This window comes from Kitasatospora sp. NPDC048239 (genome assembly GCF_043202015.1).
In the GTDB taxonomy this organism is placed as follows: Bacteria; Actinomycetota; Actinomycetes; order Streptomycetales; family Streptomycetaceae; genus Kitasatospora.
The window spans coordinates 173,514-196,480 of record NZ_JBICZP010000014.1 but is presented as its reverse complement, the minus strand read 5'-3'; the positions used below and the strand labels follow the sequence as shown (position 1 = coordinate 196,480).

At 73.4% G+C, this 22,967-nt stretch carries 23 protein-coding genes; 11 read left to right on the top strand and 12 right to left on the bottom strand.

Annotated features, from left to right (window positions below):
• Positions 1–207: 207 nt before the first annotated feature.
• Both ACGFZP_RS30810 and ACGFZP_RS30805 read left to right on the top strand, forming a co-directional pair.
• Entirely contained in the window at positions 208–1,842 is a 1,635-nt protein-coding gene (locus ACGFZP_RS30810) for an FAD-dependent monooxygenase (RefSeq protein WP_392939285.1), read from the top strand.
• A 193-nt stretch (positions 1,843–2,035) separates the two neighbouring features.
• On the top strand, positions 2,036–2,779 hold the full coding sequence (locus tag ACGFZP_RS30805) for an alpha/beta hydrolase (protein ID WP_392939284.1): 744 nt from the start codon (positions 2,036–2,038) through the stop codon (positions 2,777–2,779).
• A 128-nt stretch (positions 2,780–2,907) separates the two neighbouring features.
• Here ACGFZP_RS30805 and ACGFZP_RS30800 read toward each other — a convergent pair whose 3' ends face one another.
• Positions 2,908–3,705, bottom strand: coding sequence for a hypothetical protein (locus ACGFZP_RS30800; RefSeq protein WP_392939282.1), 798 nt, complete (start codon positions 3,703–3,705; stop codon positions 2,908–2,910).
• Positions 3,706–3,997: 292 nt separating this feature from the next.
• Entirely contained in the window at positions 3,998–4,615 is a 618-nt protein-coding gene (locus ACGFZP_RS30795) for an ABATE domain-containing protein (protein WP_392939280.1), read from the bottom strand.
• 172 nt (positions 4,616–4,787) lie between these two features.
• Here ACGFZP_RS30795 and ACGFZP_RS30790 point away from each other — a divergent pair, with 172 nt between their 5' ends.
• The 3 genes from ACGFZP_RS30790 to ACGFZP_RS30780 all read left to right on the top strand — a co-directional run bounded on the left by ACGFZP_RS30790 (position 4,788) and on the right by ACGFZP_RS30780 (position 6,862).
• A complete protein-coding gene (locus ACGFZP_RS30790; RefSeq protein WP_392939279.1) occupies positions 4,788–5,528 on the top strand; it encodes a metallophosphoesterase in 741 nt (246 codons plus the stop codon).
• A gap of 28 nt (positions 5,529–5,556) precedes the next feature.
• A complete protein-coding gene (locus ACGFZP_RS30785; RefSeq protein WP_392939277.1) occupies positions 5,557–6,180 on the top strand; it encodes a LysE family translocator in 624 nt (207 codons plus the stop codon).
• 235 nt (positions 6,181–6,415) lie between these two features.
• A complete protein-coding gene (locus tag ACGFZP_RS30780) occupies positions 6,416–6,862 on the top strand; it encodes a DoxX family protein (RefSeq protein ID WP_392939275.1) in 447 nt (148 codons plus the stop codon).
• A gap of 76 nt (positions 6,863–6,938) precedes the next feature.
• Here the strand turns inward: ACGFZP_RS30780 and ACGFZP_RS30775 are convergent, their stop codons facing one another.
• Together ACGFZP_RS30775 and ACGFZP_RS30770 are read right to left on the bottom strand one after the other, a co-directional pair.
• On the bottom strand, positions 6,939–7,148 hold the full coding sequence (locus tag ACGFZP_RS30775) for a DUF397 domain-containing protein (RefSeq protein ID WP_392939273.1): 210 nt from the start codon (positions 7,146–7,148) through the stop codon (positions 6,939–6,941).
• Positions 7,130–7,978, bottom strand: coding sequence for a helix-turn-helix domain-containing protein (locus ACGFZP_RS30770; protein ID WP_392939272.1), 849 nt, complete (start codon positions 7,976–7,978; stop codon positions 7,130–7,132). The genes ACGFZP_RS30775 and ACGFZP_RS30770 overlap by 19 nt, the downstream gene beginning before the upstream one ends.
• Positions 7,979–8,101: 123 nt before the next feature.
• Between ACGFZP_RS30770 and ACGFZP_RS30765 the strand changes: the two genes are divergently transcribed.
• Both ACGFZP_RS30765 and ACGFZP_RS30760 read left to right on the top strand, forming a co-directional pair.
• A complete protein-coding gene (locus tag ACGFZP_RS30765; RefSeq protein ID WP_392939271.1) occupies positions 8,102–8,356 on the top strand; it encodes a hypothetical protein in 255 nt (84 codons plus the stop codon).
• Between the two features lie 302 nt (positions 8,357–8,658).
• Positions 8,659–9,147 carry an NUDIX domain-containing protein gene (locus tag ACGFZP_RS30760; RefSeq protein WP_392939270.1) on the top strand — a complete coding sequence of 163 codons (489 nt, stop codon included), beginning with the start codon at positions 8,659–8,661 and terminating at the stop codon, positions 9,145–9,147.
• 144 nt (positions 9,148–9,291) lie between these two features.
• Here ACGFZP_RS30760 and ACGFZP_RS30755 read toward each other — a convergent pair whose 3' ends face one another.
• Positions 9,292–10,338 (bottom strand): helix-turn-helix domain-containing protein, encoded by a 1,047-nt coding sequence (locus ACGFZP_RS30755; RefSeq protein ID WP_392939268.1) that lies wholly within the window; start codon positions 10,336–10,338, stop codon positions 9,292–9,294.
• A gap of 402 nt (positions 10,339–10,740) precedes the next feature.
• Between ACGFZP_RS30755 and ACGFZP_RS30750 the strand changes: the two genes are divergently transcribed.
• Positions 10,741–11,409, top strand: a complete 669-nt coding sequence (locus ACGFZP_RS30750) for a DUF4097 family beta strand repeat-containing protein (RefSeq protein ID WP_392939359.1) — start codon at positions 10,741–10,743, stop codon at positions 11,407–11,409.
• Between the two features lie 135 nt (positions 11,410–11,544).
• The gene (locus tag ACGFZP_RS30745) at positions 11,545–13,830 is read left to right on the top strand and encodes a DPP IV N-terminal domain-containing protein (protein WP_392939267.1); all 2,286 of its coding nucleotides are present in this window, start codon (positions 11,545–11,547) and stop codon (positions 13,828–13,830) included.
• Positions 13,831–14,077: 247 nt separating this feature from the next.
• Here the strand turns inward: ACGFZP_RS30745 and ACGFZP_RS30740 are convergent, their stop codons facing one another.
• The 5 genes from ACGFZP_RS30740 to ACGFZP_RS30720 are packed head-to-tail and all read right to left on the bottom strand — an operon-like array spanning position 14,078 to position 18,273.
• Complete coding sequence (locus ACGFZP_RS30740) at positions 14,078–14,650, bottom strand: hypothetical protein (RefSeq protein WP_392939266.1); 573 nt, start codon at positions 14,648–14,650, stop codon at positions 14,078–14,080.
• Positions 14,647–16,050: a hypothetical protein gene (locus ACGFZP_RS30735; RefSeq protein WP_392939264.1), complete on the bottom strand. Its 1,404-nt coding sequence runs from the start codon at positions 16,048–16,050 to the stop codon at positions 14,647–14,649. The genes ACGFZP_RS30740 and ACGFZP_RS30735 overlap by 4 nt, the downstream gene beginning before the upstream one ends.
• The gene (locus tag ACGFZP_RS30730) at positions 16,047–16,856 is read right to left on the bottom strand and encodes an ABC transporter ATP-binding protein (RefSeq protein ID WP_392939262.1); all 810 of its coding nucleotides are present in this window, start codon (positions 16,854–16,856) and stop codon (positions 16,047–16,049) included. The genes ACGFZP_RS30735 and ACGFZP_RS30730 overlap by 4 nt, the downstream gene beginning before the upstream one ends.
• Positions 16,857–16,888: 32 nt before the next feature.
• Positions 16,889–17,716, bottom strand: coding sequence for a zf-HC2 domain-containing protein (locus tag ACGFZP_RS30725; RefSeq protein ID WP_392939261.1), 828 nt, complete (start codon positions 17,714–17,716; stop codon positions 16,889–16,891).
• The gene (locus ACGFZP_RS30720; RefSeq protein WP_392939260.1) at positions 17,713–18,273 is read right to left on the bottom strand and encodes an RNA polymerase sigma factor; all 561 of its coding nucleotides are present in this window, start codon (positions 18,271–18,273) and stop codon (positions 17,713–17,715) included. The genes ACGFZP_RS30725 and ACGFZP_RS30720 overlap by 4 nt, the downstream gene beginning before the upstream one ends.
• A gap of 380 nt (positions 18,274–18,653) precedes the next feature.
• On the opposite strand from ACGFZP_RS30720, the gene nadE reads away from it, so the two are divergent.
• A complete protein-coding gene (gene nadE / locus ACGFZP_RS30715; protein WP_392939258.1) occupies positions 18,654–19,484 on the top strand; it encodes an ammonia-dependent NAD(+) synthetase in 831 nt (276 codons plus the stop codon).
• Between the two features lie 158 nt (positions 19,485–19,642).
• Here nadE and ACGFZP_RS30710 read toward each other — a convergent pair whose 3' ends face one another.
• Complete coding sequence (locus ACGFZP_RS30710; protein WP_392939257.1) at positions 19,643–20,851, bottom strand: saccharopine dehydrogenase family protein; 1,209 nt, start codon at positions 20,849–20,851, stop codon at positions 19,643–19,645.
• Entirely contained in the window at positions 20,848–21,903 is a 1,056-nt protein-coding gene (locus ACGFZP_RS30705) for an alpha/beta hydrolase family protein (protein ID WP_392939255.1), read from the bottom strand. The genes ACGFZP_RS30710 and ACGFZP_RS30705 overlap by 4 nt, the downstream gene beginning before the upstream one ends.
• A gap of 112 nt (positions 21,904–22,015) precedes the next feature.
• Between ACGFZP_RS30705 and ACGFZP_RS30700 the strand changes: the two genes are divergently transcribed.
• Positions 22,016–22,906 (top strand): PaaX family transcriptional regulator C-terminal domain-containing protein, encoded by an 891-nt coding sequence (locus ACGFZP_RS30700; RefSeq protein WP_392939254.1) that lies wholly within the window; start codon positions 22,016–22,018, stop codon positions 22,904–22,906.
• Positions 22,907–22,967: the final 61 nt, after the last annotated feature.

The window sequence follows — 22,967 nt, the reverse complement described above, 5'->3', positions numbered from 1 at the left end:
ACGCCAGAGTGAGCGCAGTCCGGCGGCGAGGTGATCAAGGCCCCGCTGCGGGGTGAACGGAGGGCCCCGACGGAGCCGGTGCCCGTGCGGCTTCGGACCGTGCCCGGGGAAGGCACGGGTGGCGGCCCGGCGGCGGTCGGGCGCAGCCTGGAGGGAGGCGATCGCGCGTGCCCCGGGAGGCGGTCGGTGATCGGTCGAGGAGCGGCCATGGACGAGACCGACGTACTGGTCGTGGGCGCGGGCCCGGTGGGCCTGACGGCCGCCGCCGAGCTGCGGCGCCACGGGGTCGGCTGCCGGATCGTGGACCGGCTCGCCACCCCGCAGCACTACGCCAAGGCCGTCGGGGTGCAGCCGCGCACGATGGAGGTGTGGGACGCGATGGGCATGGTCGGCGCGGCCCTCGACGAGGCCGTCCCGATGCGCGGCCAGCTCCTGTACTCCGACGGGCAGCCCGGCCCCCGGATCGAGCTGGCCCTGCCGCCCGACGTCCCGTACGCCTTCGCCGCGCTGCCGCAGTACACGACGGAGCGCCTGCTCACCGAGCACCTGGCCGGCTGGGGCACGCACGTCGAGCGCGGCACCGAGCTGGTCTCCCTCGAACAGGACACCGACCACGTCCGGGCCGCGCTCCGGGGTCCGTCCGGGCCGCGGGAGCTGCGGGCCCGCTACGTGGTCGGCTGCGACGGCGCGCACAGCCTGGTGCGGAAGGCGGCCGGCCTGCGGTTCGAGGGCGACGCCTTCCCCGAGCAGTACATGCTGGGCGATGTGGAGGTGGACTGGGACCTCCCGGCGGGGTACGGCATCCGGGCCGTGCACCACGACGCGGACGGGAAGGTCGACGACCTGCTGGTCTGCATCCCGCTCCCGGGCCGGGGGCGGTACCGGATGTCGATGACGGTGCCGGACGAACTGTCCCGCGCGGGTTCGGGGGACGGCGTCGAGCACGGGTTGGAGGGCGGCCGGGCCCCCGAGCTGCGGCACATCCAGGCGGTGCTCGACCGGCTCTCGCCCCGGCCCGCGCACGCCTCGGCGCTGCGCTGGTCCTCCGCCTTCCGGATCAGCCACCGCCTGGTGGACCGCTACCGGGCCGGGCGGCTGTTCGTGGCCGGGGACGCCGCCCACATCCACCCGCCCACCGGCGCCCAGGGCATGAACACCGGCGTCCAGGACGCCTACAACCTGGCCTGGAAACTGGCGCTCGCGGTGCGCGGCATCCCCGCCGACGGCCTGCTCGACAGCTACCACGCCGAGCGGTACCCGGTCGGCGCGGAGGTCGTCGGGCGGACGGTCCGGCACGCCAGGGCGGGCGTCCCGGCCGACGCCGAGTCCGACTCCGACGACCTGGAGACGATCCTGCGGCGGGAGGCCCAACTCCTGGTCGGGTATCCGGACAGCCCGCTGGTCGAGCAGGCCGAGGGCGCGGACGCCGGGACGGGTGGCCCCGCCCCCGGCGACCGGGCGCCGGACTGCCGCGGGCTGGAGCGCGAGCTCGCGAGCTACCCGAGCCGGCTGTTCGACCTGCTGCGCAGCCCCCGGCACACGCTGCTGTTCCACGTCGACCCCGGGGCCGCCGGCGAGCAGGTGACCACGTGTGCGGTGGCCGCGCTGTCCGCGGCCCACGGGCTACTGGACGTGTACGCGGTGCTCGCCCCGGGCGCGCCGCAGCCGCAGTGGCGCCTGCCGTTCCTCCGGGACGGCGCGGGCGAGTTCGCCGCCGCCTACGCGGCCCGCCCCGGGGAGGCGTTCCTCATCCGCCCGGACGGCTACCTGGCCGGGCGGTTCCACCCGCCGACGCCGGAGCGGCTGGCGGGCTGCCTGCGCCGGACGTTCGGCGTGGGGTGAGGCCGCTGGTGAGCGGGTGTCGAACGCACGGACGTAAACGCCGTTGACCGAACGACCACTTGTGGTACGTTCAGCGTCGCCGTTTACCGCAGGGACCGAGGAGGTGAGACCGATCAACGCTGTGACAGATCGGAGCTCCCTCCCGCGCATCGCGTAGGGAGCGCCGCACCAGGCACCCCGAAAGGCTCCTGCCATGCGCTTCACCTCCCGGACGTCCTCCGACGGCGTCACCGAGCAACTCTTCACCCTCGCTTCCGACTTCGGTGAGATCCCCGGCGCCCTGTGGACGCCGGACGACGCCACCGCGGGCCGCCCCCTGATCCTGATGGGGCACGGCGGCGGCCAGCACAAGACGGCCCCCGGCATCGCGGCGCGTGCCCGGCGCTTCGCGGCCGACGGCGGTTTCGCGGTGGCGGCCGTCGACGCGCCCGGCCACGGCGACCGGCCGAGGACCGCCGAACACGACCGGATCATCACCGAGTTGCGGACCCGCGCGCAGACCGGAGGGGACGTGTCGCCGGTGGTCGCCGAGTTCCACGCGCTCCTGGCCGGCCAGAGCGTCCCGGAGTGGCGGGCGGTCCTGGACGCGGTCCAGGAGCTCGACCGGGTCGGGGCCGGGCCGGTGGGCTACTGGGGCATGTCGATGGGTTGCGGACTCGGCGTTCCGTTCGTCGCCGCCGAGCCCCGCGTCCGCGCGGCGGTGCTGGGTCTGAACGGGGCGGAGACCTCGGCCGGGGCGGCGGCACGGATCACCGTCCCGGTGGAGTTCCTGGTGCAGTGGGACGACCAGATGGTGCCGCGGGCCGCGAGCCTGGCGCTGTTCGACCTCTTCGCCTCCGCCGAGAAGACGCTGCACGCCAACCCCGGCCGGCACGGGGAGATCCCGGCGTTCGAACTGGACAGCTCGCTGCGGTTCTTCGCCCGGCACCTGGGCTGACACCCGGCCGGGAGCGACCCGCCGGGTGCGAGGCGCCGATCGGGCTTCGCTCCCGGTCGGCGGGTACGGCACACACCTGGTGCCGGGCGGCACGGCAACGTGCTGCCCGGCAGCGGGTGGTGGGGGTCTCAGGAGCGGCGCAGGCGGCGCAGCCGACGCGCGAGAGCGAGCGCGCCGGCCCCGATGGCGGGCACGCCGATGACACTGCCGAGCAGCGCGGGATTGCCGCCCGTGCCGGCGGTGGCCGGAGCGACGGGCGCGTCAGGGGCGGTCGGGGCGGTGCTCGGCGTGGCAGCCGGGGCGGTGCTCGGCATGGCAGCCGGGGCGGGCGCGGCGGGGGCGTCGGCGGGCGTGCCGGGGATCGAGTCGGTCCTGATGTTCCTGGTCTGCTCGGCCAGCAGCACCCGGGAGCCGGGCGCGGTCAGCCCGGAGCGCAGGGTGATGGACGGGAGGCCGCCGTCGGACGCTCCGTCACGGGGCAGCCCCGCCTCGGCGTTGATGCGCAGCTTCCGGGTGGCGGTGTCGCCGACCGGGACGGTGACGCCGCCGGGCAGCGTGCCGCTGAGGCCGGCGCTGCCGTCGGCGTGCCGCTCCAGCGGGACCGGCTTCCAGGCGCCGTCGGCGGGGTCCTGGTAGTCGATGGCGATCGCGCGCTCCGGGGCGCCGGTGCCACCGGTGGCCGTCAGGACCAGGACGTAGGTGCTGGTCTCGGTACCGGTGTTGGTGACGGCCTCGGTGAACTCGACCGGCTGGCCGGCGAGTCCGACCGAGGCCGGGCCGTGGACGGCCAGGGTGGCATGCTTCACGGCCTCCGCGTGGGCGGCGGGCGCCGAGAGCGCGACGGAGCCGCACAGGGCGACGGCCCCGAGAGCGGCGGCGACGGCGGCGGAGCGACGCGAACGGCGGGTGCGGATGACAGTGGACATGACGGTTCCCCCCTGGAACGTCGGTGCGGGCATAAGGAGTTACCGGCTTCCGGGCATGCGGGCACGCGGGCGTGCCGCGGAAGCGGTCGGCTGTGCGATGAGTGGAGTCGAGCGGACGCACGAGGCAGGTACCGCGGTTGCGTCGCTTCCGGGTGGTGGCCACCACCCCGCCCCTGCCTCACCCTTGAAGACGCATGGCGCGCGCCAGGGTTGCAGGTGGGTACGGAGAAATTTTCCGCTCCCCCGAGAAGACGCTGCACGCCGGCGCCGAGGGCGGGCACGCCCGGGCCGATCAGGACGGGGCGGGACCGCCCTCGACTGCCGTGCGCTGACGCCGGTAGTGGCGAGCTGCCCGGGCGCGGTTTCCGCACGACGGCTTGCACCACTCCTGCCGCCCGTGGCTCTTGACGAAGTAGCGCACGCACCGGGGCGCGGTGCAGGATCGCAACTGCGTGCACTGCGGGCCGCTGAGGAAGTCGATGGCGGCTCGGGCCAGGGCCGCGACAAGCCGGACGTGCGGATCGTCTTCCGCGGACAGCAGTCGGGCGGTGGGGACTCCTCCGACGGGCCAGTCGATCTGCGGGGCGACCGGTTCCCGCGCGGCAGCCGTGTTGAGGCGGGCCGCTGCCTGGTCGGCAGTCATCAGGCGATGGGCGTCCGCCGGGCTGGGGGGAGCCGGACTGACCGCTCGGGCGAACAGGGCCCGGACGGCCTGCCGGAGCTCGATGATCCCGAGCCTGAGGTCTTCGTCCGCTACGAGTTCTCCCGCCGGAAGGAGGCCGGCCAGCAGGTCCCCCTGCTCCTGGATCCAGCGCGTCGTTCCCCGGACCGTGGCGAGGTCATCGGCGACGCCGCCATCTCCGTCGTGGCGAATCGTGCTCGCCAGTTCCAATGCCAGCCAGCGCTCCACGAGGCATCCCCTTCCATCTCGGTGCCCGGTCGTCAGCCACTTGATCACATCCCTCCGCACACCCTAGGGTCTCTAACGGTAAACAAAAAACTTCCGTTAGGACGGGAACGGGTGGCGACACCTGCCCCGGCACAGGACGGCGGCCGAGCCCGCCATGGGAGGCGACAGCGGAATGACACTGCTCGCACAGATCAGCGACCTGCACCTGGACGGCAGCGAGCGGGCGACCCGACGCGCCACCCGCGTCATGGACTACCTGCGAGCCCTGCCCCGCCCGGTTGACGCACTCCTGGTCACCGGGGACATCGCCGACCACGGCGAGGAGGCCGAGTACGAGGAGGCGGCCCGGATCCTGGCAGCCCCCTTCCCCGTGCTCACCTGCCCCGGGAACCACGACGCGCGACCGGCCTACCGCAAGGCCCTGCTCGAAGAGGCGCCCGACCACGGCCCCATCAACGAGGTCCACCACATCGCCGGCACCGCCATCCTGATGTGCGACTCCACCATCCCGGGCCGCGACGAGGGACGCCTCGACGACCGGACACTCGCCTGGATCGACACCACCCTCACCGCGCTGCCGCAGGACACCGCGGCCCTGATCGCCTTCCACCAGCCGCCGGTCGAACTCCACCACCCCCTGCCCGACTCCGGCATGCTCGAAGAGCCCGGACAACTGGCCGACCTGCTCGACGCGCACCCGCAGGTCGCCGCCGTCCTCACGGGCCACGCCCACACCGCGGCCGCCTCGACCTTCGCCGCGCGTCCGCTGATCGTCGGACCGGCCATCACCTGGACGCTGCGCATGCCCTGGGAGGGCGACCAGGCCGCAGACCGCGACCAGCCGCCCGGCCTCGCGTTCCACGTCCTGTCCGACGACCGGCGCCTGACCACCCACTACCGCGTCGTGCTCTGATCCCCCGCTCGCACGATCCGGAGGCACCGTGGTCCATCCCTACGCCGTCGCCGGGTTCCTGGTGGCAGTCCTCCCCCTGATCGCCACCCCCGGTGCCAGCCTGGCCCTGCTGGTCCAACACGTCACCGACGGCGGCCGCCGCCAGGCCCTTCCCGTCATCCTCGGCACCGTCACCGGCCTGTACATCCACGCGACCCTCGCCGTGGCCGGACTGTCAGCACTGGTCATGCGCTCCAGCCTGGCCTTCACCGCCGTCAAGCTCATCGGCGCCGCCTACCTCATCGGCCTGGGCATCTGGACATGGCGTTCCGCCGCACCGGACGCGGCGCCCGCCCCGCACCGCCAACGCCTGCCGAAGGGGTCGGACTCCGTCTACGCCCAAGCGCTGCTCGCCAACGTCCTCAACCCGAAGGCGGCGGCCATCTACCTGACCCTGGTCCCCCAGTTCATCGCACCCCACCGGCCGTTCGGCGGCCAGATCCTCACCCTGGCCACCGCCCACGCGCTGCTGGTCGCACTCTGGCTCGCCGCCTGGACCTTCCTCATCCTGCGCGCCTCACACGCCCTGCACACACCCCGCTTCCAGCAGGCCGCCGCCAAGGCCACGTCGGCTGTCCTCATCACCCTCGGCATCCGGAGCGCCGTGACGTAGGCCGGGAGCCACCTCCGGCGCCGCGGTGACGTGGGCGAACGGCGTTCAAGTGCCGGCCTCGGGCTGATGGTCCGTGGAACAACCATCTGTGGATCAAGCATCAGCGGACGGTTACGACTTCGTGAAGGCTCGATGGAAACCATTGCATCTTCAACTATGCACAGGAAAGGCTTGCCTTAGCAGTCACTCACCATGGCCGCGTCACAGCGGTCCCCCGTCCCCCTGGAGTACCTCAATGCCGCTCGTCCCCAGCAGTGTCGTCGACACCGCCCGCCCGTATGTGGTGGGCCTGTCGCGCATCGCGATCGGCCTGCTCTTCACCTGCCACGGCGCAGCCTCGCTGTTCGGCGTCCTGGGTGGCGCCAAGGGCGGCGGCACAGTGGAGGCGCTGTCCTGGCCCGGCTGGTACGCGGCCGTGATCCAGCTGGTCGGCGGCGGTCTGGTGACACTCGGCCTGGGTACCCGGACAGCGGCGGTGATCTGCTCCGGCTCGATGGCGTACGCGTACTTCAGCGTGCACCAGGAGCACTCGCTGTTCCCGCTCCAGAACGGTGGCGAGCCCTCCGCGCTGTTCTGCTGGGCCCTCCTCCTGGTCGCCGCCACGGGCCCGGGCGCCCTCGCCGTGGACAGCCTGCTGACCCGCCGTTCGGCCCCGGCCACCACCGAGCCGGCCACCGCCTGACCGGCGCACGTCCGATGCCTGCCCGACCCGCCGAGCCGGCGGGTCGGGCAGGCATCGGCGTTCGGGGCGCAGCGGGTCAGAGAGTGCCGAACTCACCGGCCCGGACACCGGAGATGAACGACCGCCAGGAATCGGCCGGGAAGACGAGCGCGGGGCCCTCGGGGTCCTTGGAGTCGCGCACGGGCACGAGACCAGGGAGACCGGGTGCCGCCTCAAGGCAGTCACCACCCTGCTGGCTGTAGCTGGACTTCATCCACGCCGCGCGTGTCAAGTTGATGCCGGACATGTATTTCCTTCCCGAGCAGCGCGAATCCATTCGAGAGTCGCCGTCTCGGCCAGCGCTCCCACCTGCAGCCGATCGTAGTGTCTCTTCCAAACTGCCAGCATGCCGGAATCGCGCTCAAGATGGCTTCGCCCCTCCGACTCCGAGTAGCCCAGCAGGGAGTGGTCAGGGAGGGTGAGAAGTCGTATGGGCAGGGCAAACGGCCTGTGCTCGGCCATGGAGAACGGGGCGACCTGAAGAATCACGTGACTCTCGTCGAACTGCCCTTCAAGGATGGCCAACTGGTCCTTCATCACAGCCGGACCGCCGATCGGACGCCGCAGGCAACTCTCGTCGAGAACGGCATGCACGAGTGGCGGACTGCTTCGCTTCAGCAACTGCTGACGAGTGAGCAGGAAGGCCACTCGCTCCTCGGCCTGCCTTCGCGTGATCGATCCTCGGCGCACATCAGCCATCGCCAAGGCCGCCGCATAGGCCTCGGTCTGGAACAGGCCAGGCACGACACCAGACTCGAAGATCCGTATCTCGGTTGCCTTCGCCTCGTGGCTCGCATACTCCGGGAAGCCCTCAAGAAGTGCCGAGTGCTTGTTCTGCAGCCACATCAGCAGCAGCGTGCCACCGGTCTCCAGCGCCTCATCCGCCCTCCGAGCGAACTTCTCACTCGGAGGCTCACGCGTTGCAAGTTCAGCGTAGGAGACATAGGACGGGTCGAACCCGACCTTCTTTGCCAGTTGGGCCTGGGTAAGCTCCCTCGCCTCGCGTGACCTGCGAAGCTGTACGCCGAACGGCGCCCAGGGTCCTGACGTCGGGTCAAGTTGCCTGCGGTTCACCATGTGTCACCAACTTGTGGATCATCAGCATCAAATTCAAATCTCGGGCTGTTCCTACACCCCCGCGCGGCATCATAAACACGAGCCGTAAGGGGCTCGACGCACAGAGCAACCATTGGAGCATCCATGCCCCGTCGCCCTCACATTCCCGCCTACAAGCCCGAGGTGGGTGAGGTCGTCCGCGACATCGCCCACCGCTCCCCCGGCGGGACGCCCGCCGAGGGTGTCTACATGGACACCCTCGGCGGGCTGGCCTACCTCCGCCCCGAGCGCGGCGGCTGCGAGTGGACCACCAGGCCCGAGGACCTCCGGCGGCTCGAACTCCCCCGCCTCGTCCCCGTCCAGCAGCCGAGTCGGCCCCGCGCGCACGACGCGGCGTGAGCGTCGGCGGCAAACTGCTCGCGATCACGCTCGCCGTACCAAGCCTCAGCGCCGCCACCGCCGCAGTCGTCTGCTGGCCGATCCGCAGCGGGCCCCTCGCCCCGCGGATCCTCATCTTCGGCCTGATCCTCGCGACCGGTGTCATCGCCGGAATCCCCGCCTGCTTCAGCCGGCTGTCGGCGACCGAATCCGATCGCCCTCCTCCCGACCGCCCTCCTCCCGACCGCCCTCCGGCCCGGGGCCCCCGCAGGAACCGGGCGGGGGCCCCGGAGCACCCCGAACCTCCCACCAAGGAAGCCGACTTGCTGTACCCGCTGCCCGAGATCCTGACCCACCCGCCGCGCCGCCGGCTCGACCACCAGGCCCTCGTCCTGAACGCCGACGGCGCGGTCCTCCTCGTCGAGACCACCTACCGCAACGGTTTCACCCTCCCCGGCGGCCCCGCCGAGCGCGACGAGCTCCCCCATCTCGCCGCCCGCCGGCACACCGAGACCGAGACCGGCCTCGTCCTCCCCCTCCGCACCCTGCTCGCGACCGACTACGTGGACGAGCAACTCCTGCCCGAGGGCGTGACCTTCGTCTACTGGGGCGGTCGCCTCACCCGCGCGCAGGAGACGACCGTCGGCCGCCACCGCCCGCCCGAGCAGATCGTCGGCCTGCACTGGGTGCACGACGCCCGGCTCGCCGACGTCATGGCCACCGACCAGCACCGCCGGGTCACCCAGTCACTCACCGCCCTCGCCCGCGGCGCCCATCTCCCCTTCCTCCTGCGCGGCATCCCCGCCGGCTGAGGCCTGTTCCGGTAGGCCGGCACCGGGCAGGCGTCCATGCGCTCCGGCCTGCTGGTCGACGAGGTTCGCATGGTTCACGTGGTTCACGTGGTTCGGGCGAGGCCGTCGTGCAGGTGGGCCACGGCCGGAGCGGGGATCCCCACCTCACTGGCAGCGCTGCGGCTGAGCGGTGCGCCGCAGGGTTGCGGGTGTCTGTCCGTACCAGCGTTGGACGGCGCGGCGCAGGGCTCGGGCGTCGGCGTAGCCGGTGCGGGCGGCTACCGCGTTGATGCTGAGGTCGGTGTCGTGGAGGAGTCCGGTGACGTGGGCTCGGCGGATGTCCTCGACCTCACCGCTCCACGTGGTGCCGTGTTCCTCGAGCCGGCGTTGCAGGGTCCGGGTGCTGAGGCTCATGCGCTGCGCCACGGCGGACAGGGTGGGAGGGGCCGTTTCGTGCGCGGACGCCAGGGCGGCACGGAAGAGATCCAGCCAGCCGCGCAGCGGGATGGAGGTGGCGAGCGTCTGCTCGGCGTGCCTGCGCAGCACTGCCGACAGCCCCGGCTGGGAGAGGGGTGATGGCGCCTTCAGGTCGGCGGCGCGGAAGGTGATGGAACTGACCGGTGCCTCGAAGTCGATGGCGCGCGTGCCGTACAGCTCGATGAGGGCGTCGTGGCTCCGGGGCACCTCGGTGGCCAGGGCGACGTGCACGGGGACGAGGTGACGCCGTGCGGCATGGCCCAGGCGCGACTGGAACAGGCCGAGCGCGCACGCGCGGACGGCGCAGGCGGCCTCGAAGGTCAGATCGGCCCCGTTGTCGTGACTGACGGAGACGTGTCGGCCGTGCTCGATGACCTCGATGCTGCCCGTGCCCACGTCGAGGACGGTCGCCAGATACGTCGCTGCGTCACGGATCCCCTCAAGCGGGCTGGGCGCGCAGGTGATCAGGTAGTCCCAGACGCCGAGACTGCCGATGCCCGACTGCTGTGTCATCAGCAGCGCCACCTCGGGCCAAGCCGTGTGTGCGGTCATCAGCTCCGCGATGCGGATGCTGGTGGTGGTGGGAGCCCGGCACAGGTCGTCGTTGAGGTGCTCCGGCGCGAGGCCGAGCAGATGTGCGTACCCCTTCGCGGGTACGCCGAGCAGGCGTGCAGCGTTGACGTTGAGGCGGGTGAGGGCCGAGGAGGTCGTCCCCTCGTGTGCGGGCGGGATCACAGGGGCCGAGCGTAGACCAGCTCGAATCACAAGATCATCGCGGGGTGCGGCGCCGGGTGTTCCCGTCCCGGCGCGGGCGGTCCGCCCGTGGCGCGCGAGGTCTCCTTGCTGGCGCGTGCTGCCCTCGCTGAAGGATCTTCACAGCAGTAGCGTGATGATCGTTCTCGCGTGAGCCCGTCCGACTCGGTGAGCCCGGACCAGGGGCGGCCGGTGTACCGCAGCCGGTCAGGTCGGCGGGCTCCGCCACGTGGTGCAGAAGCTCCCCGTCGCAGTGGTCGACGGGACGATCGCAACAACGTCCCCGCACCGACCCGCATTGACCTGCATCGACCTGTGTTGACCTGCAGTGATGGCGGTCAGGCGCGGTGGGCAATTCAAGAAGATGAGTCGAAGGAAAGCATGATGCAGAAGTTCGCCACCCCCGCCCCGGTCACCGCCGTCCTGGACATTCCGGCGGGACGCATCCGGTTGGTCGCCGCGGACCGGGCCGACACCACGGTCGAGGTGCTGCCCGCCGACACCTCCAGGGGCCGTGACGTGAAGGCGGCGGAGCAGGTCACCGTCGACTACTCCGGCGGCCTCCTGCGGATCGACTCCCCGGCGGCAAGGAACGGGATCCTCGGCGACTCCGGCGCCGTCGAGGTGACCGTCCGACTGCCCGCGGGCTCCCGCGTCGAGGCCAAGGCGGCCAGCGCCGACCTGCGGGGCGTCGGACGACTGGGCGACGTCACCCTCGAACTCGCGCACGGCTCGGTCGAGCTCGACGAGACCGCGAGCAGCTACCTCACCCTCCAGGCCGGCGACATCCGGGTCGGCCGCCTGGGAGGACCCGCCCAGATCACCACCCAGAAGGGCGACATCACCATCACCGAGGCCGTACAGGGCACGGTGGCCCTGCGAACCGCTGCCGGAGACCTGTCCGTCGGCGCCGCCCGCGGTGTCTCCGCCACCCTGGACGCCGCCACCGCCTACGGCCGGATCGACAACGCGCTCAGGAACGCCGACGACACCCCCGCGCTCAGCATCCACGCCACCACCGCCCACGGCGACATCACCGCCCGCAGCCTCTGACACACCGCCAGCCCTCACCTGGCGCGCGAGATGCTCCTCGACCCCTGAGGCCTCCTCGCCCTCGTCACCCCTGCCGTCACGGCACGACCACGGCGTCGCCATGCCCGGAAACGCTGCCAAGGAAGGACAAGAAGAATGAGCACCACGGAGGACTACCAGGCCGCGGAGCAGCTTCTGCACCGCCCCGCCCGCCCCGGCGAGCTCGTCGTCGGCGACAAGGTCAGGCCGCAGTGGATCGACGGGGGCGCCCGCTTCTGGTACGCGGTGAGCAACGGCACCGGCAGGCGGTTCGTGCTGGCCGACCCGGCGGCGGGCACCCGCGAGCCGGCCTTCGACCACGCCCGGGTCGCCGCCTCGCTGGCCACCGCCACCGGGCAGCAGGTCGACCCCGAGGCCCTGCCGTTCCCGGCCGTCGCACTGGTCGGCAACACCGTGGAGTTCGCCGCGTTCGGCGCGTACTGGCGCTGCCGTCTCGACGACTACACCTGCGAGCCGGCCGAGTTCACGCCACCGGGCAGCCCGCTGGACGTGCCGTCGCCCGACGGCACGGTCGCGGTGTCCCGGCGGGGGCACGACCTGTGGGCGCGCTCGCTCTCCGACGGCCGCGAGTGGGCGCTGACCACCGACGGCGGGCCCGACCACCAGTACGGCCCCGGCCCGGACTGCACGGCCAACGCCACCCTGCTGCGCAAGATCGGCCTGCCGTACCTGCCGCCCGCGGTGGCCTGGTCGCCCGACTCGACGAAGGTGCTGGCGCACCGGACCGACGAGCGCGGCGTCCGGCAGACCCACCTGGTGGAGGCCGGGCCCGCCGACGGCGGCGCGCCCGCCGTACACACCCAGCGGTACGCCCACCCCGGGGACGAGAACGTGCCGCGGGCCGAGCTGGTCGTGCTGGACGTCGCCGCCGACACGGTGGTGCGCGCCCAGGCCGAGCCGCTGCTCATGCCGCAGATGTCACCGATCACCACCAAGTGGGCGTGGTGGGCGGAGGACGGCTCGGCGGTGTACTACCTCGACCGGCCCCGCGACCTGCGCACGCTCACCCTGCACCGCCTGGATCCCGCCACCGGCGAGGTCACCACCGTGCTCGGCGAGACCGGCGACACCCGGGTCGAGCCGAACCAGTGGCAGTACGAGCCGCCGATCGTGCGGGTGCTGGCCGACGAGGTGCTCTGGTACTCGCAGCGGGACGGCTGGGGCCACCTCTACCGGTACGACCTGCACACCGGCGCGCTGCTCGGTCAGGTCACCTCCGGGCCGTGGGCGGTGCGGCAGATCCTGCGCGTCGACGAGGCGGCGCGGGTGGTGCACTTCACCGCCTCCGGGCTGGTCGAGGAGGACCCGTACCGGCGCACGGTGTGCCGCGTCGGGCTGGACGGCTCCGGCTTCGCCAAGGTCACCGACGACGAGCTGGACCACGTCGTCACGGTGCCGGACGGCCAGGAGTACTTCATCGACTCCGCGTCCACGGTCGACACCCCGCCGGTGACCCGCGTCCACGACTGGAACGGGCGGGTGCTGGTCGAGCTGGAGCGCGCCGACACCGGCAGGCTCACCGCCACCGGCTGGACGCCGCCGGAGCGGTTCCGCGTCAAGGCAGCCGACGGGGTGACGGACATCTACGGGGTGCTGTACCGGCCGCGCGGGTTCGACCCCGCCCGACGCTACGCCGTGGTGGACAACGTCTACCCCGGCCCGCAGGTCACCCGGGTCGCCCCGTGCTTCGACCCCGGCGGGATGGGCATGGACGCAGAACCCCTCGCGGCGCTGGGCTTCGTGGTGGTGGCGGTGGACGGGCGGGGCACCCCGGGGCGGAGCAAGGCGTTCCACGACGCCTCCTACGGCCGCCTGGCCGACGCGGGCTCCCTGGCCGACCACGTGGCGGCGCTGCGGCAACTGGCCCAGACCCGGCCGTGGATGGACCTGGACCGGGTGGGCGTGTTCGGCCACTCCGGCGGCGGGTTCGCCGCGGCGCGGGCGATGCTGGACTTCCCCGAGGTGTTCAAGGCCGGCGTCGCCCTCTCCGGCTCCCACGACGCCCCCCGCTTCAACCAGGGCTTCGTGGAGACCTATGACGGCGCGGCCGACCCCGAGGCATGGGCCCGTACGTCCAGCGTGTCCGACGCCGGCCTCGCGGACCGGCTGGCCGGCAAACTGCTGCTCGTCCACGGCGAGATGGACGACCAGGTCCACCCGTCTCACACGCTGCGGCTGGCCGACCGCCTCGTCGCCGCCGACAAGGACTTCGAGCTGCTCATCGTGCCCGGCGCCGAGCACACGCTCATCGACTGCCTGGCCTACGTCCGCAAGCGCTGCTGGGACTTCATGGTGCGCGAGCTGATGGGCACCCAGCCCCCGGCCTACCGCCCTGCCCCGATCGCCCTCGGCCCCGAGCTGCTCGGCGAGCTCTTCTCCTGAGCCCGACAGGGTCTCCGACGTTCTGGCTCGCCGCGACGCCACGGCCCGGCTCCTGGGCGGGAGCCGGGCCGTGGTGTCGGGGCAGGGGTCGGCGGGACCGGCCCCCGGTTTCGCCGCGACGGGAGTATGAGGCCGTGGTCCCGGATGCGTCCCGGCACCAGCGCACCAACCGGAGGGTCCTGTCGTGGGCCTGTCCGGGGTCGGGCACGGGATACGCCCCGCACGCATGCGCGCGGGGCGTGCCCGTCTACTGCCTCGGGCCTGCCAGGGCGTAGACCACGGTGCCGGTGGCCAGCAGGGCCAGTGCCGTTGCGGTGGACGCCGTGGTGCCGGCGGGGAAGATCATCCAGTGGATCACCTCTCCCAACCTGCCCTGGGGAGCGGGGATGAGGAGGGCGGCCGCGATCCAGCCGGTCGGCAGGGTCCAGGCGAGTTGGGCCCCGCACAGCGCCGCCCCGAGCGCGGCCAGGCCGACCAGGCCCGCGCTGTCCCGGAGGACGACCTCGGTGGGGGCGAGCTTCGCGCCCGCCGCCTGGACCACCAGCATCGCGGCGCCGGCGAACACGCCGATCAGCAGGACGTGTGCCGCGCGGCGGGGCACCCACCGGATCGCGGCCGTCCTCTCCAGCACGACGTCCGGTCCGCCGAGCCCGACGGAGGCGGCCGCCACGTTCGCGGTGAGGACCAGGATCGCCACCCCCAGGTCCACCGGGCCCGGTCCGCCCTGGTTGAGGGCCCACACCGCCACCGCGACGAGCGCGACCGCGGCGGCCGAGGCGGGCACCTGCCGTGAACGGGCGTAGAGCGTCAGCCACCTCATCGCGCCGTCTCCCCGGCCAGGGCCGAGAGCTGCACGTACCCCGAGCAGGAGACCGTGGCGGCCCGCACTGCGGCGATCCGCGAGCGCTGCTCGGCGGGTGGCGCCGCCATCAGCTTCTCCCAGCTGGTGTCGGCGTCCGCCCAGGTCTTGAGCGACCACGCCTCGGTGCCCTTCGGCTCCAGCGGCTGGAGCCGGGGATCGTGCAGGGCCCAGCTCACCGCGATGCTCTGGACGGCGACGTCGTCGCTCCCCCCGCCCTCCCGGTCGCTGTGCCCGTGGCAGTTCGGGGCCAGGCCCTGGCCGATCAGCACACGGGTGAGTTGCTCACCCTTCGCGTCGACGAGCTGCCGTTCGTCGAAGTCGACCAGCACCACGTCGCCGGAGAGTGGGCGTTCCTGGCCGAGCGCGCGCAGCATGGTGTCCTCCCGCACCGAGGTCGGTGCCTTGTCGCCGAGGAGGTCGTGCAGCACGCGCAGCGCCTCCTTGCCGCGCAGCGCGAGTTCGGGCAGGCGTGCGCGGTTCGCCTGTGTCACGCACACCGGTCCGTCGCAGACCTGGGCTGCGGCGGCGCGGTCGACGACGTAGGCGTCACGCGGAGCGGACGGGAGGACCGGCAGGGCCACGGCCAGGCCGACCAGCACGGGGATCACCGCGAGCAGCCGGGCCCGCCGGGTCACGGCCGACAGCAGGGCGAAGCCGGTGGCGAGCAGGCCGAGCAGCCAGAGCGTCTGACCGAGGTGCACGGAGCCGGACAGGGTCAGCAGCATCTCCCGCGGCTCCACCGTCACCGGGGACAGCTGGGCGAGCCGGCTGGGCGCCGCGATGCTTACCGGCAGTACCCCGTCACCGTTCTGCCGCAGGAGGACACCCGTCAGCAGGAGGACGAGCACCACCAGGGCGGGCGGGGTGAGCACGGAGGGCAGCGCCCGTGCGACGCCCATGCCGAACACGGCTCCCGCGACGAGGGCCAGCGCCGCCACGAGCGAGATCGGCAGCCAGCCCAGCGGTGTGTAGGCGGTTCCGCCGAGGGCCACCTGGACGCCGCCCACGAGGAGCAGCAGGCCGAAGCCCGCCACCAGTGCGAGCGCCAGCGCCCCGGCCGACAGCGCCGCGCGGTGCCAGGCCGGCCGCGGCGTGGTCACCAGCAGTTCGGCCATCCGCGAGCGGGATTCGCGCAGCCCGTACACCGCCCCGATGCCCACCGCGAGCGGCCACCAGAAGCCCAGCAGGTACCTGGTCCACATGGCCATGGTGGTCCACTGGGCCGTCCACCCCGCGGTGCCCTTCCACCAGATCCCGTCGATCAGGCAGAAGACCGCCAGGCTGCCGCCCAGGACGACGATGCCCGGCCACGGGGCGGCGGAGCGCTTCCACTCGATTCGCAGGACACGCGCGCTCACCAGTTGCCTCCCGGCTGCCCGGAGTTGCGGAGCAGCGCCGAGTAGCCGCGCTCCAGGGGGCTGTCGCCGGGGTACTCGGCGCCGCCCGCCGCGGCCAGGTCCTCGGGTGTGCCCTGGAAGACGAGGCGGCCGTCGGCGAAGAGCACCACGTCGGAGCAGGCCGCCGCGACGTCCTCGACCAGGTGGGTGGAGACCACCACGCAGGTGTCGCGGCCCAGTTCCTGCAGCAGTTCGCGAAAGCGCAGCCGCTGCGCCGGGTCCAGGCCGGCCGTCGGCTCGTCCAGCAGCAGCACCGCGGGGTCGTTGACGATGGCCTGGGCGATGCCGGCCCGCCGCACCATGCCGCCGGACAGGGTCTTCATCCGGTGGTCGGCGCGGTCCGCCAGGCCCACCCGTTCCACCGCCCGCTGGACGGCCGCGGGGATGTCCGCCTTCGGGACCTCCTTCAACCAGGCCATGTACTCGACGAACTCACGTACCGTGAAGCGCTTGTAGTAGCCGAAGTCCTGCGGCAGGTAGCCGATCCGGCGGCGCAGCGCCCGGTGGTCGCCGATCCCGCCCACGGAGGTGCCGAGCAGTTCCAGTTCGCCCTCGGCGGGGCGCAGTACGGTGGCCAGCGCCCGGATCAGGGTGGTCTTTCCCGCCCCGTTGGGCCCCAGGAGGCCGTGGGTGCCGGTGCCCAGGGAGAGGTCGAGTCCGTCGACGGCCATCTTCTTCCGTCCGACCCGTACTCTCAGGCCCTCGGCCCGGATCTCCCAGGCGTAGGTCTTCGGCGCGGTGTCCGCCGCGCTCGTGGTGGGCGTCATGCGGTGGTCCCTTTCGAGGGTCGACGATGGTTTCACAGCGTTGAGTACGCGTTTCTGCGGGCGATCACGGCGCCGACGCCGAGGGCCAGGAGCAGTCCCCAGGCGGGCAGTCGGTCCGGTTGCAGGGCGAGCTCCAGGGCGTGCGGGACGCGGCCGGTGGCCCAGGCGGGCGCCACGATGGCGGCGGCCCACGCGGTGGCCAGCCCGGCGGCGGCGCGGGTCACGCCGACCACGCTGCCCAGGGCCAGGGCGGTGGAGGTGAAGGCCAGGGAGGGCAGCAGCCACTGCGCGGCCGTCATGGATCCGCTCCACCAGCCGCCCGCCAGGAGCACGGGCAGGACCACCACGAGGACCGCGGTGGTGCGTCTGAGCAGCAGGGGCAGCCCGGACCGGGCGGTCGAGGCCGTCAGCTCGTGCGCCGGGTCCAGGCCGCGCGACCAGGAGGCGGCGACGCCGCACAGCGGCAGCACGGGCGCGATCAGCAGCATCGGCGAGGCGTCGCCGGAGAGCGCCGACGGCCAGGCCTCGTCCAGCAGCAGCGCCATCAGGGTGACGAGGACGGTCATGGCCAGCCAGGGGCCCATGGCCGGGGTCATCCAGGCCGACACCCAGCGCGGGCGGAACCGCCGCGAGGGTGCCCTGACGGCCGCGTCCAGCTGCGGCTCCAGACCGGCCCGGACGGTGTCGACGAGCGCGGCGATGCCGGGTGCCTCGGTGACCACGGACTCCGCCAGGCGGCCGCGGCACATCGCGCAGGTCTCCAGGTGGGCCTCCAGGGCCCATACCGCGTCCGCGGCCAGCTCCGTGTCACCGCGTGCGTAGTCGTCGATCAGCCGCATCGACGCGTGTCCCGCGCTCATGCCAGCGCCTCCCTCATCGCGATCCGGGCCCGACGGGCACGTGTCTTGACCGTGCCCTCGGGCAGTCTGAGCAGGACGGCGGTCTCCCGGACGGTGAGTCCGTCGAGCACCATCGCCTGCAGTACCTGTCGGAGCTCCGGCGCCAGCTGCCGCAGGGCGTCGCCGACGTCGCCGCCGACGGTCCCGGCGAGTGCCTCCTCCTCGGCCGCGGGCACCACCGCCCGCTCGGCGGCGGCGACCGGCGGTTCGGCGTGGTGGGCACGCCGGCGGAACGCGTCGACGAGGCGGCGCGCCGCGATCGTCCACAGCCATCCGACGGCCGTCCCGCCGACCGCGCTGCCGGCGAACGCGTCGGCCGCCCGCCACACCGCCAGATAGGTCTCCTGCATGACCTCGGCGACGATCTGCTCGTCGGCGCAGCGGCGGCGCAGTCGCACCGCCAGCCACGGCGACGTGCGCCGGTACAACTCGTCGAACGCTCCGCGTTCACCTCTGGCCACCAGCCGGAGGAGTCGCTCCTCGTCCAGCTCGTCCAGTGCTCTCCTGCGTGATCTCACACCTGCCAGACGACGGAATCGGCGTGCAGGTTCTGCATTCGGGGTGATCCGCGTCACAGTGCCGCGGGGGGAGGTTTGTCCGGGCCGGGGGCGCATCGCACGAGGTGGGGGCTCTGGGAGGCCGTCGGGCCGGGCCGTGACCGTGGCCGCGCCCCCGTCGTACCCCGGCCGTGCTCCCGCCTCGCCCCCCGGCGGGACCGGCGGGGGTGCGGTGCGGCGGGCCCGGTGCGCCGTGGCCCGGTGGGAGGCACCGGACGCACCGGCCACCAGGCCGGATGCCCCGCGCGGGGCTCCGCGGCCTTCCCATAGAGTGCTTCCGTCCGCTACACACCTGTGGCGCCGGGTGCCGACCCGTCCACGGGCCCGACCGAGGAGCAGCCGTGACCGACCAGGCGTCCATATCCCTGCAGCAGGAGATCGCCCGGGACCTCCAGGTGAGCGCGTCCTTCGACGCCGCGCAGGAGATCGAGCGCCGGGTGGCCTTCCTCGCCGACCGGCTGACCTCCACGGGTCTGCGCGCGCTGGTGCTCGGCATCAGCGGCGGCGTGGACTCCACGACGGCGGGCCGGCTGTGCCAGCTCGCCGTGGAGCGGGTCCGGGCCGCCGGGCACGACGCGACCTTCTTCGCGATGCGGCTGCCGTACGGCGCGCAGGCGGACGAGAAGGACGCGCAGCTGGCGCTGGAGTTCATCCGGCCGGACCGGATCCTGACCGTGGACGTGAAGGCCGCCAGCGACGCCGCGCTGGAGGCGGCGCTGGCCGGGGGCACGGTCTTCCGGGACGCGCACCACCAGGACTTCGTGCACGGCAACATCAAGGCGCGGCAGCGCATGATCGCCCAGTACGCGGTGGCGGGTGCGCACGAGGGGCTGGTCGTGGGCACCGACCACGCCGCCGAGGCGGTCTCCGGCTTCTTCACCAAGTTCGGCGACGGTGCGGCCGACGTCGTCCCGCTCACCGGTCTGACCAAGCGGCGGGTGCGGGCCGTGTCGCAGGTCCTGGGTGCGCCGTCCGCACTGACCCACAAGACCCCGACCGCCGACCTGGAGACGCTGGACCCGGGCAAGCCGGACGAGGACGCGCTCGGCGTCACCTACGACGACATCGACGACTTCCTGGAGGGCGAGCCGGTCGAGCAGGCGGCCTTCGAGGTGATCGTCCGCCGCTACCGGCTCACCGAGCACAAGCGGCAGCTGCCGATCGCCCCCTGACGCGGTCGGGCTCGCCCTGCGGCGCGCTCCGGGCGCCGCAGGGCGGACGGGGCGCCGCAGGGCGGACGGGGCGCCGCAGGGCGGACGGGGCGCCGCAGGGCGGACGGGGCGGTACGGGCGTCCGCAGACCTTAGGCCCTGTCCGGCGGGCCCGTACCGTCAGCGCGCCCCGGTCGGCCCGGCCTCCCCGGGCCGGCCGGGGCCGCTCTCCTCGACCCACACGCCCGGCAGGTGCGGCTCCAGGTCACGGAAGAGGCGCCGCGCGTCGATGACGGCCTCCGGTGGGTGGACGCCCGGGCGGCGGGCGGTACCGTCCAGCACCTGCGCCAGCCCGAGCGCGAGCGGGATCCCGGTGGCCCGGGCCATGTCGGCGAGCAGGCGCGGCGGCTCCTCGGCCGGGCGGGCCAGGACGGTGAGCGGGCGGCCGTCGCGCAGGCCCGTGGCGGCGGCGAAGAACGGCGGCAGCGCGCCCGGGCCGCGGAACGCGGCGGCGCGGACGGCGGCCGCCAGGGCGCGGCCGGTCGGCGGGTCGGCGAGCAGCGCCGCGGCGGACTCGTTGTCCAGCCGCCCCCGGTCGAGGTCGCGCCGCAGGCCGTCCAGGTAGGCGGCGGTGCCGCGGGTGACCACCATCAGACAGGCCGCGTTGCCGACGGGCGCGAGGCTGCGGTGCAGGGTGACGGGTTCCGGGTGGCCGACGGTGTACCCGGTGCCGGTGCGGCCGCCCGGCAGGGCGAGGGTGACCGGCCGCAGCGGCGGCCGCCGCACCGGCTCCCCCCGCTCGACGACGGCGACCGTGCCGCTGATCTGCTCCATCCAGTGGACGGCGGCGGCGCCCGGGCGGCCGTCCGGACCGGTCAACTCCTCGCCCGCGTCGGGGACGTCGACGGGCCAGGCGGTGTACAGGTCGTGCAGGGTGTCGAGCCGTTCGGCGGCGAGCACGGCCAGCAGGTTGGAGAGGCCCGGGCTGGCGCCCATGCCGAGCACGGCCGTGACGCCCGACCTCCTCGCCTCACCGTCCAGTTCGAGCATCCGGACGGTCGGTTCCCAGTCGTCGCACAGGTCCAGGTAATGGGTGCCGGTGCGGATCGCGGCGGCCAGTACCGCCGGGCCGAACCGGTAGTAGGGGCCCACGGTGTTGAGTACCGCATCGGCCTCGGCGAGCGCGGCTTCGAGTCGCCCGCCGTCCGTGATGTCGAGCTGACGGACCGTCAGATCCACTCGGCACGGCTGGAGCGCGGCGGCCAGCCGGCGGGCCGCCGCGAGGTCGCGGTCGGCGACGACGAGGCTCCGGACGCCGGGCAGTTCGACGGCGGCCCGGACGGCGGCCGCACCCATCGCGCCCGCTCCGCCGAGGGCGAGGATCCTCATCGGTGCGCCCCTTTCGGCGCCACGGACTCCAGGTAGCGGCGCAGGTCGTCCAGGTAGCCGTCGACATAGACCGAGCGGGGTGCGGCCACCGCGGTGAGCAGGCCCCGGAGGGAGTCGTCCTCGACGCCGGGCGCGGCCAGGCCGTGGCTCGCCCCCGGATAGCTCCGTACGGTCAACTGGCCCGGCCCGGTGAGGAGTCGGCGGTAGCCGGACTCGGTGTCGGCGACGTCGACGTTACGGTCCCGGCCGCCGAGCACCAGCAGCACGGGCACCTTGAGCGCGGCCAGGTCGGCGGTGGCGTCCGCGGTGAAGTTCCGGCCGATGAAGCGCCAGCGCCCGGGCGTCAGATCGCCGAGGTCGGCGCCGACGGCGGCCCTGGCCTGTTCGTACGTGGCCCCCTTGCGCAGCTGGTCGTTGACCCGCTCGCGGCGGGCGAGTTCGGCGTCGATTCGACTCCGCGGGGCATGCTCGTCGGCGAGTTCGGCGAGCAGGTTGTAGCGGCCCTGCCGGAGCCAGTCGACCGCCGGGGAGACGGCGATCACGAACCGGACCTCGGGCACCCGGTTGGCGACCTTGGGCAGCACCCAGCCGGCCTGGCTGATGCCCCAGAGTCCGATCCGGTCGGGGTCGACGCCGGGCTGGGACCTGGCCCAGGCGATGGCGGCGGCGGTCTCGGCGGCCCGGTCGTCCATGGACTGGTCGAGCCAGTCGCCGGGCGCACCCCCGACACCGGGCTTGTTCCAGGAGAGCGAGGCGAAGCCGGCCCGGGCGAGGGACTCCCAGATCGGCCGGTAGAAGGAGTCGCGGGTGGCATCGGCCGGGCCGTCGCCGTGGACGAAGACCACCAGGCCGAACGGCCCGTCGCCGCCCTCGGGCCGGGCGAGTACGCCGTCCAGCGGCTGGGCGCCACCGGTGATGGTCACCCGCTGTTCGCGCAGCTCGTAGCTGTGCTGGTAGGCCACCCAGCCGACCGCGGCGCCGGCCGTCAGGACCAGCGCGAGCAGGGTGCCGAGCAGCCGCCGGAGCCACGTGCGGGGTGTTCGTCGCGCCATCAGGCCACCAGATCCCATCGCCATCCATCGCTATCTATCACTGCCAAAACTATCGTTTCGTTTTCGATAGTTTGGAGCGTACTACACTCCTCCGGGGAAGGGAGCGGTCGAGATGACGGAGGAACCAAGGCCCGAGGTCCCCACCAGGACGCTTGTCGAAGGGCTGGTCCGGGCGGACGGCACGGTCGACGCCGGCGAGCTGTACGAGGTGGCCGGCACACTCGGGATGTCCGACCAGCAGGTGCGGCTCTGCATCAAGCGGATGGCCGCCGAGGGCCGGATCGTCCAGGAGGGCCGGGGTCGGCGCGCCGTGCTGCGGGAGACCGAGGAGGCCCGGCTCGCGGCCGAACCGGAGGTCGACTTCGTCCGGCACATGTACGCCCAGGACGCCGGGCTCGCACCCTGGGACGGCAGCTGGCACCTCGCCGCCTTTGCCGTGCCCGAGTCCGCCCGCCCCGCCCGGGACGCACTGCGCGAGGCCCTGGTCGCGCTCGGCGGTGCGGCCGTCCAGGGTGGCGTCTACGCCTGCGCCAACGCCTGGGAGCCGTACGTCGAGGCCGAGGCCGAGCGGCTCGGGGTGCGCGACCGGCTGACCCTGATGACCAGCACCGACCTGCGGATCGGCGACGAGGCGGGGCCGGCGGCACTGGCCCGACGGCTCTGGCCGATCGACGAACTCGCCGACGGGCACCGCCGGTTGGCCGCCATCGCAGGCGAACGGCTGGCCCGGCTGACCGGCGCCCAACCCCCCGGCCGGACCGAACGGCTCGCCATCACCGTGGAGTTGGCGGCCGCGTTCACCCGCGCGACGACGCCCGACCCGCTGCTGCCGCCCGAACTCCTGCCCCATCCCTGGCCCGGCGCGGAGGCCCGCACGCTGACCGCCGACTGCTGGCGGCTGCTGCTGGCGGCCGAGGCCTCCGACCCCGCACCCGGGCCCCGGCTCTTCCACCGCTACGAGCGGGTGGTGCGCGAGATCACCGGTAGGCCGGAGGGCACCTGACGCCGCAGCGGGCGCGGTCGGGACCCGACCCGCACTGCAGCCGACATCCGGGCCGCCCGCC

Coding starts and splice junctions, on each gene's coding strand:
- ACGFZP_RS30810 (WP_392939285.1), top strand. CDS start 208: ATGGACGAGACCGACGTACTGGTCGTGGGCGCGGGCCCGGTGGGCCTG.
- ACGFZP_RS30805 (WP_392939284.1), top strand. CDS start 2,036: ATGCGCTTCACCTCCCGGACGTCCTCCGACGGCGTCACCGAGCAACTC.
- ACGFZP_RS30800 (WP_392939282.1), bottom strand. CDS start 3,705: ATGTCCACTGTCATCCGCACCCGCCGTTCGCGTCGCTCCGCCGCCGTC.
- ACGFZP_RS30790 (WP_392939279.1), top strand. CDS start 4,788: ATGACACTGCTCGCACAGATCAGCGACCTGCACCTGGACGGCAGCGAG.
- ACGFZP_RS30780 (WP_392939275.1), top strand. CDS start 6,416: ATGCCGCTCGTCCCCAGCAGTGTCGTCGACACCGCCCGCCCGTATGTG.
- ACGFZP_RS30775 (WP_392939273.1), bottom strand. CDS start 7,148: ATGTCCGGCATCAACTTGACACGCGCGGCGTGGATGAAGTCCAGCTAC.
- ACGFZP_RS30770 (WP_392939272.1), bottom strand. CDS start 7,978: ATGGTGAACCGCAGGCAACTTGACCCGACGTCAGGACCCTGGGCGCCG.
- ACGFZP_RS30765 (WP_392939271.1), top strand. CDS start 8,102: ATGCCCCGTCGCCCTCACATTCCCGCCTACAAGCCCGAGGTGGGTGAG.
- ACGFZP_RS30750 (WP_392939359.1), top strand. CDS start 10,741: ATGCAGAAGTTCGCCACCCCCGCCCCGGTCACCGCCGTCCTGGACATT.
- ACGFZP_RS30745 (WP_392939267.1), top strand. CDS start 11,545: ATGAGCACCACGGAGGACTACCAGGCCGCGGAGCAGCTTCTGCACCGC.
- ACGFZP_RS30740 (WP_392939266.1), bottom strand. CDS start 14,650: ATGAGGTGGCTGACGCTCTACGCCCGTTCACGGCAGGTGCCCGCCTCG.
- ACGFZP_RS30730 (WP_392939262.1), bottom strand. CDS start 16,856: ATGACGCCCACCACGAGCGCGGCGGACACCGCGCCGAAGACCTACGCC.
- ACGFZP_RS30725 (WP_392939261.1), bottom strand. CDS start 17,716: ATGAGCGCGGGACACGCGTCGATGCGGCTGATCGACGACTACGCACGC.
- ACGFZP_RS30710 (WP_392939257.1), bottom strand. CDS start 20,851: ATGAGGATCCTCGCCCTCGGCGGAGCGGGCGCGATGGGTGCGGCCGCC.
- ACGFZP_RS30705 (WP_392939255.1), bottom strand. CDS start 21,903: ATGGCGCGACGAACACCCCGCACGTGGCTCCGGCGGCTGCTCGGCACC.
- ACGFZP_RS30700 (WP_392939254.1), top strand. CDS start 22,016: ATGACGGAGGAACCAAGGCCCGAGGTCCCCACCAGGACGCTTGTCGAA.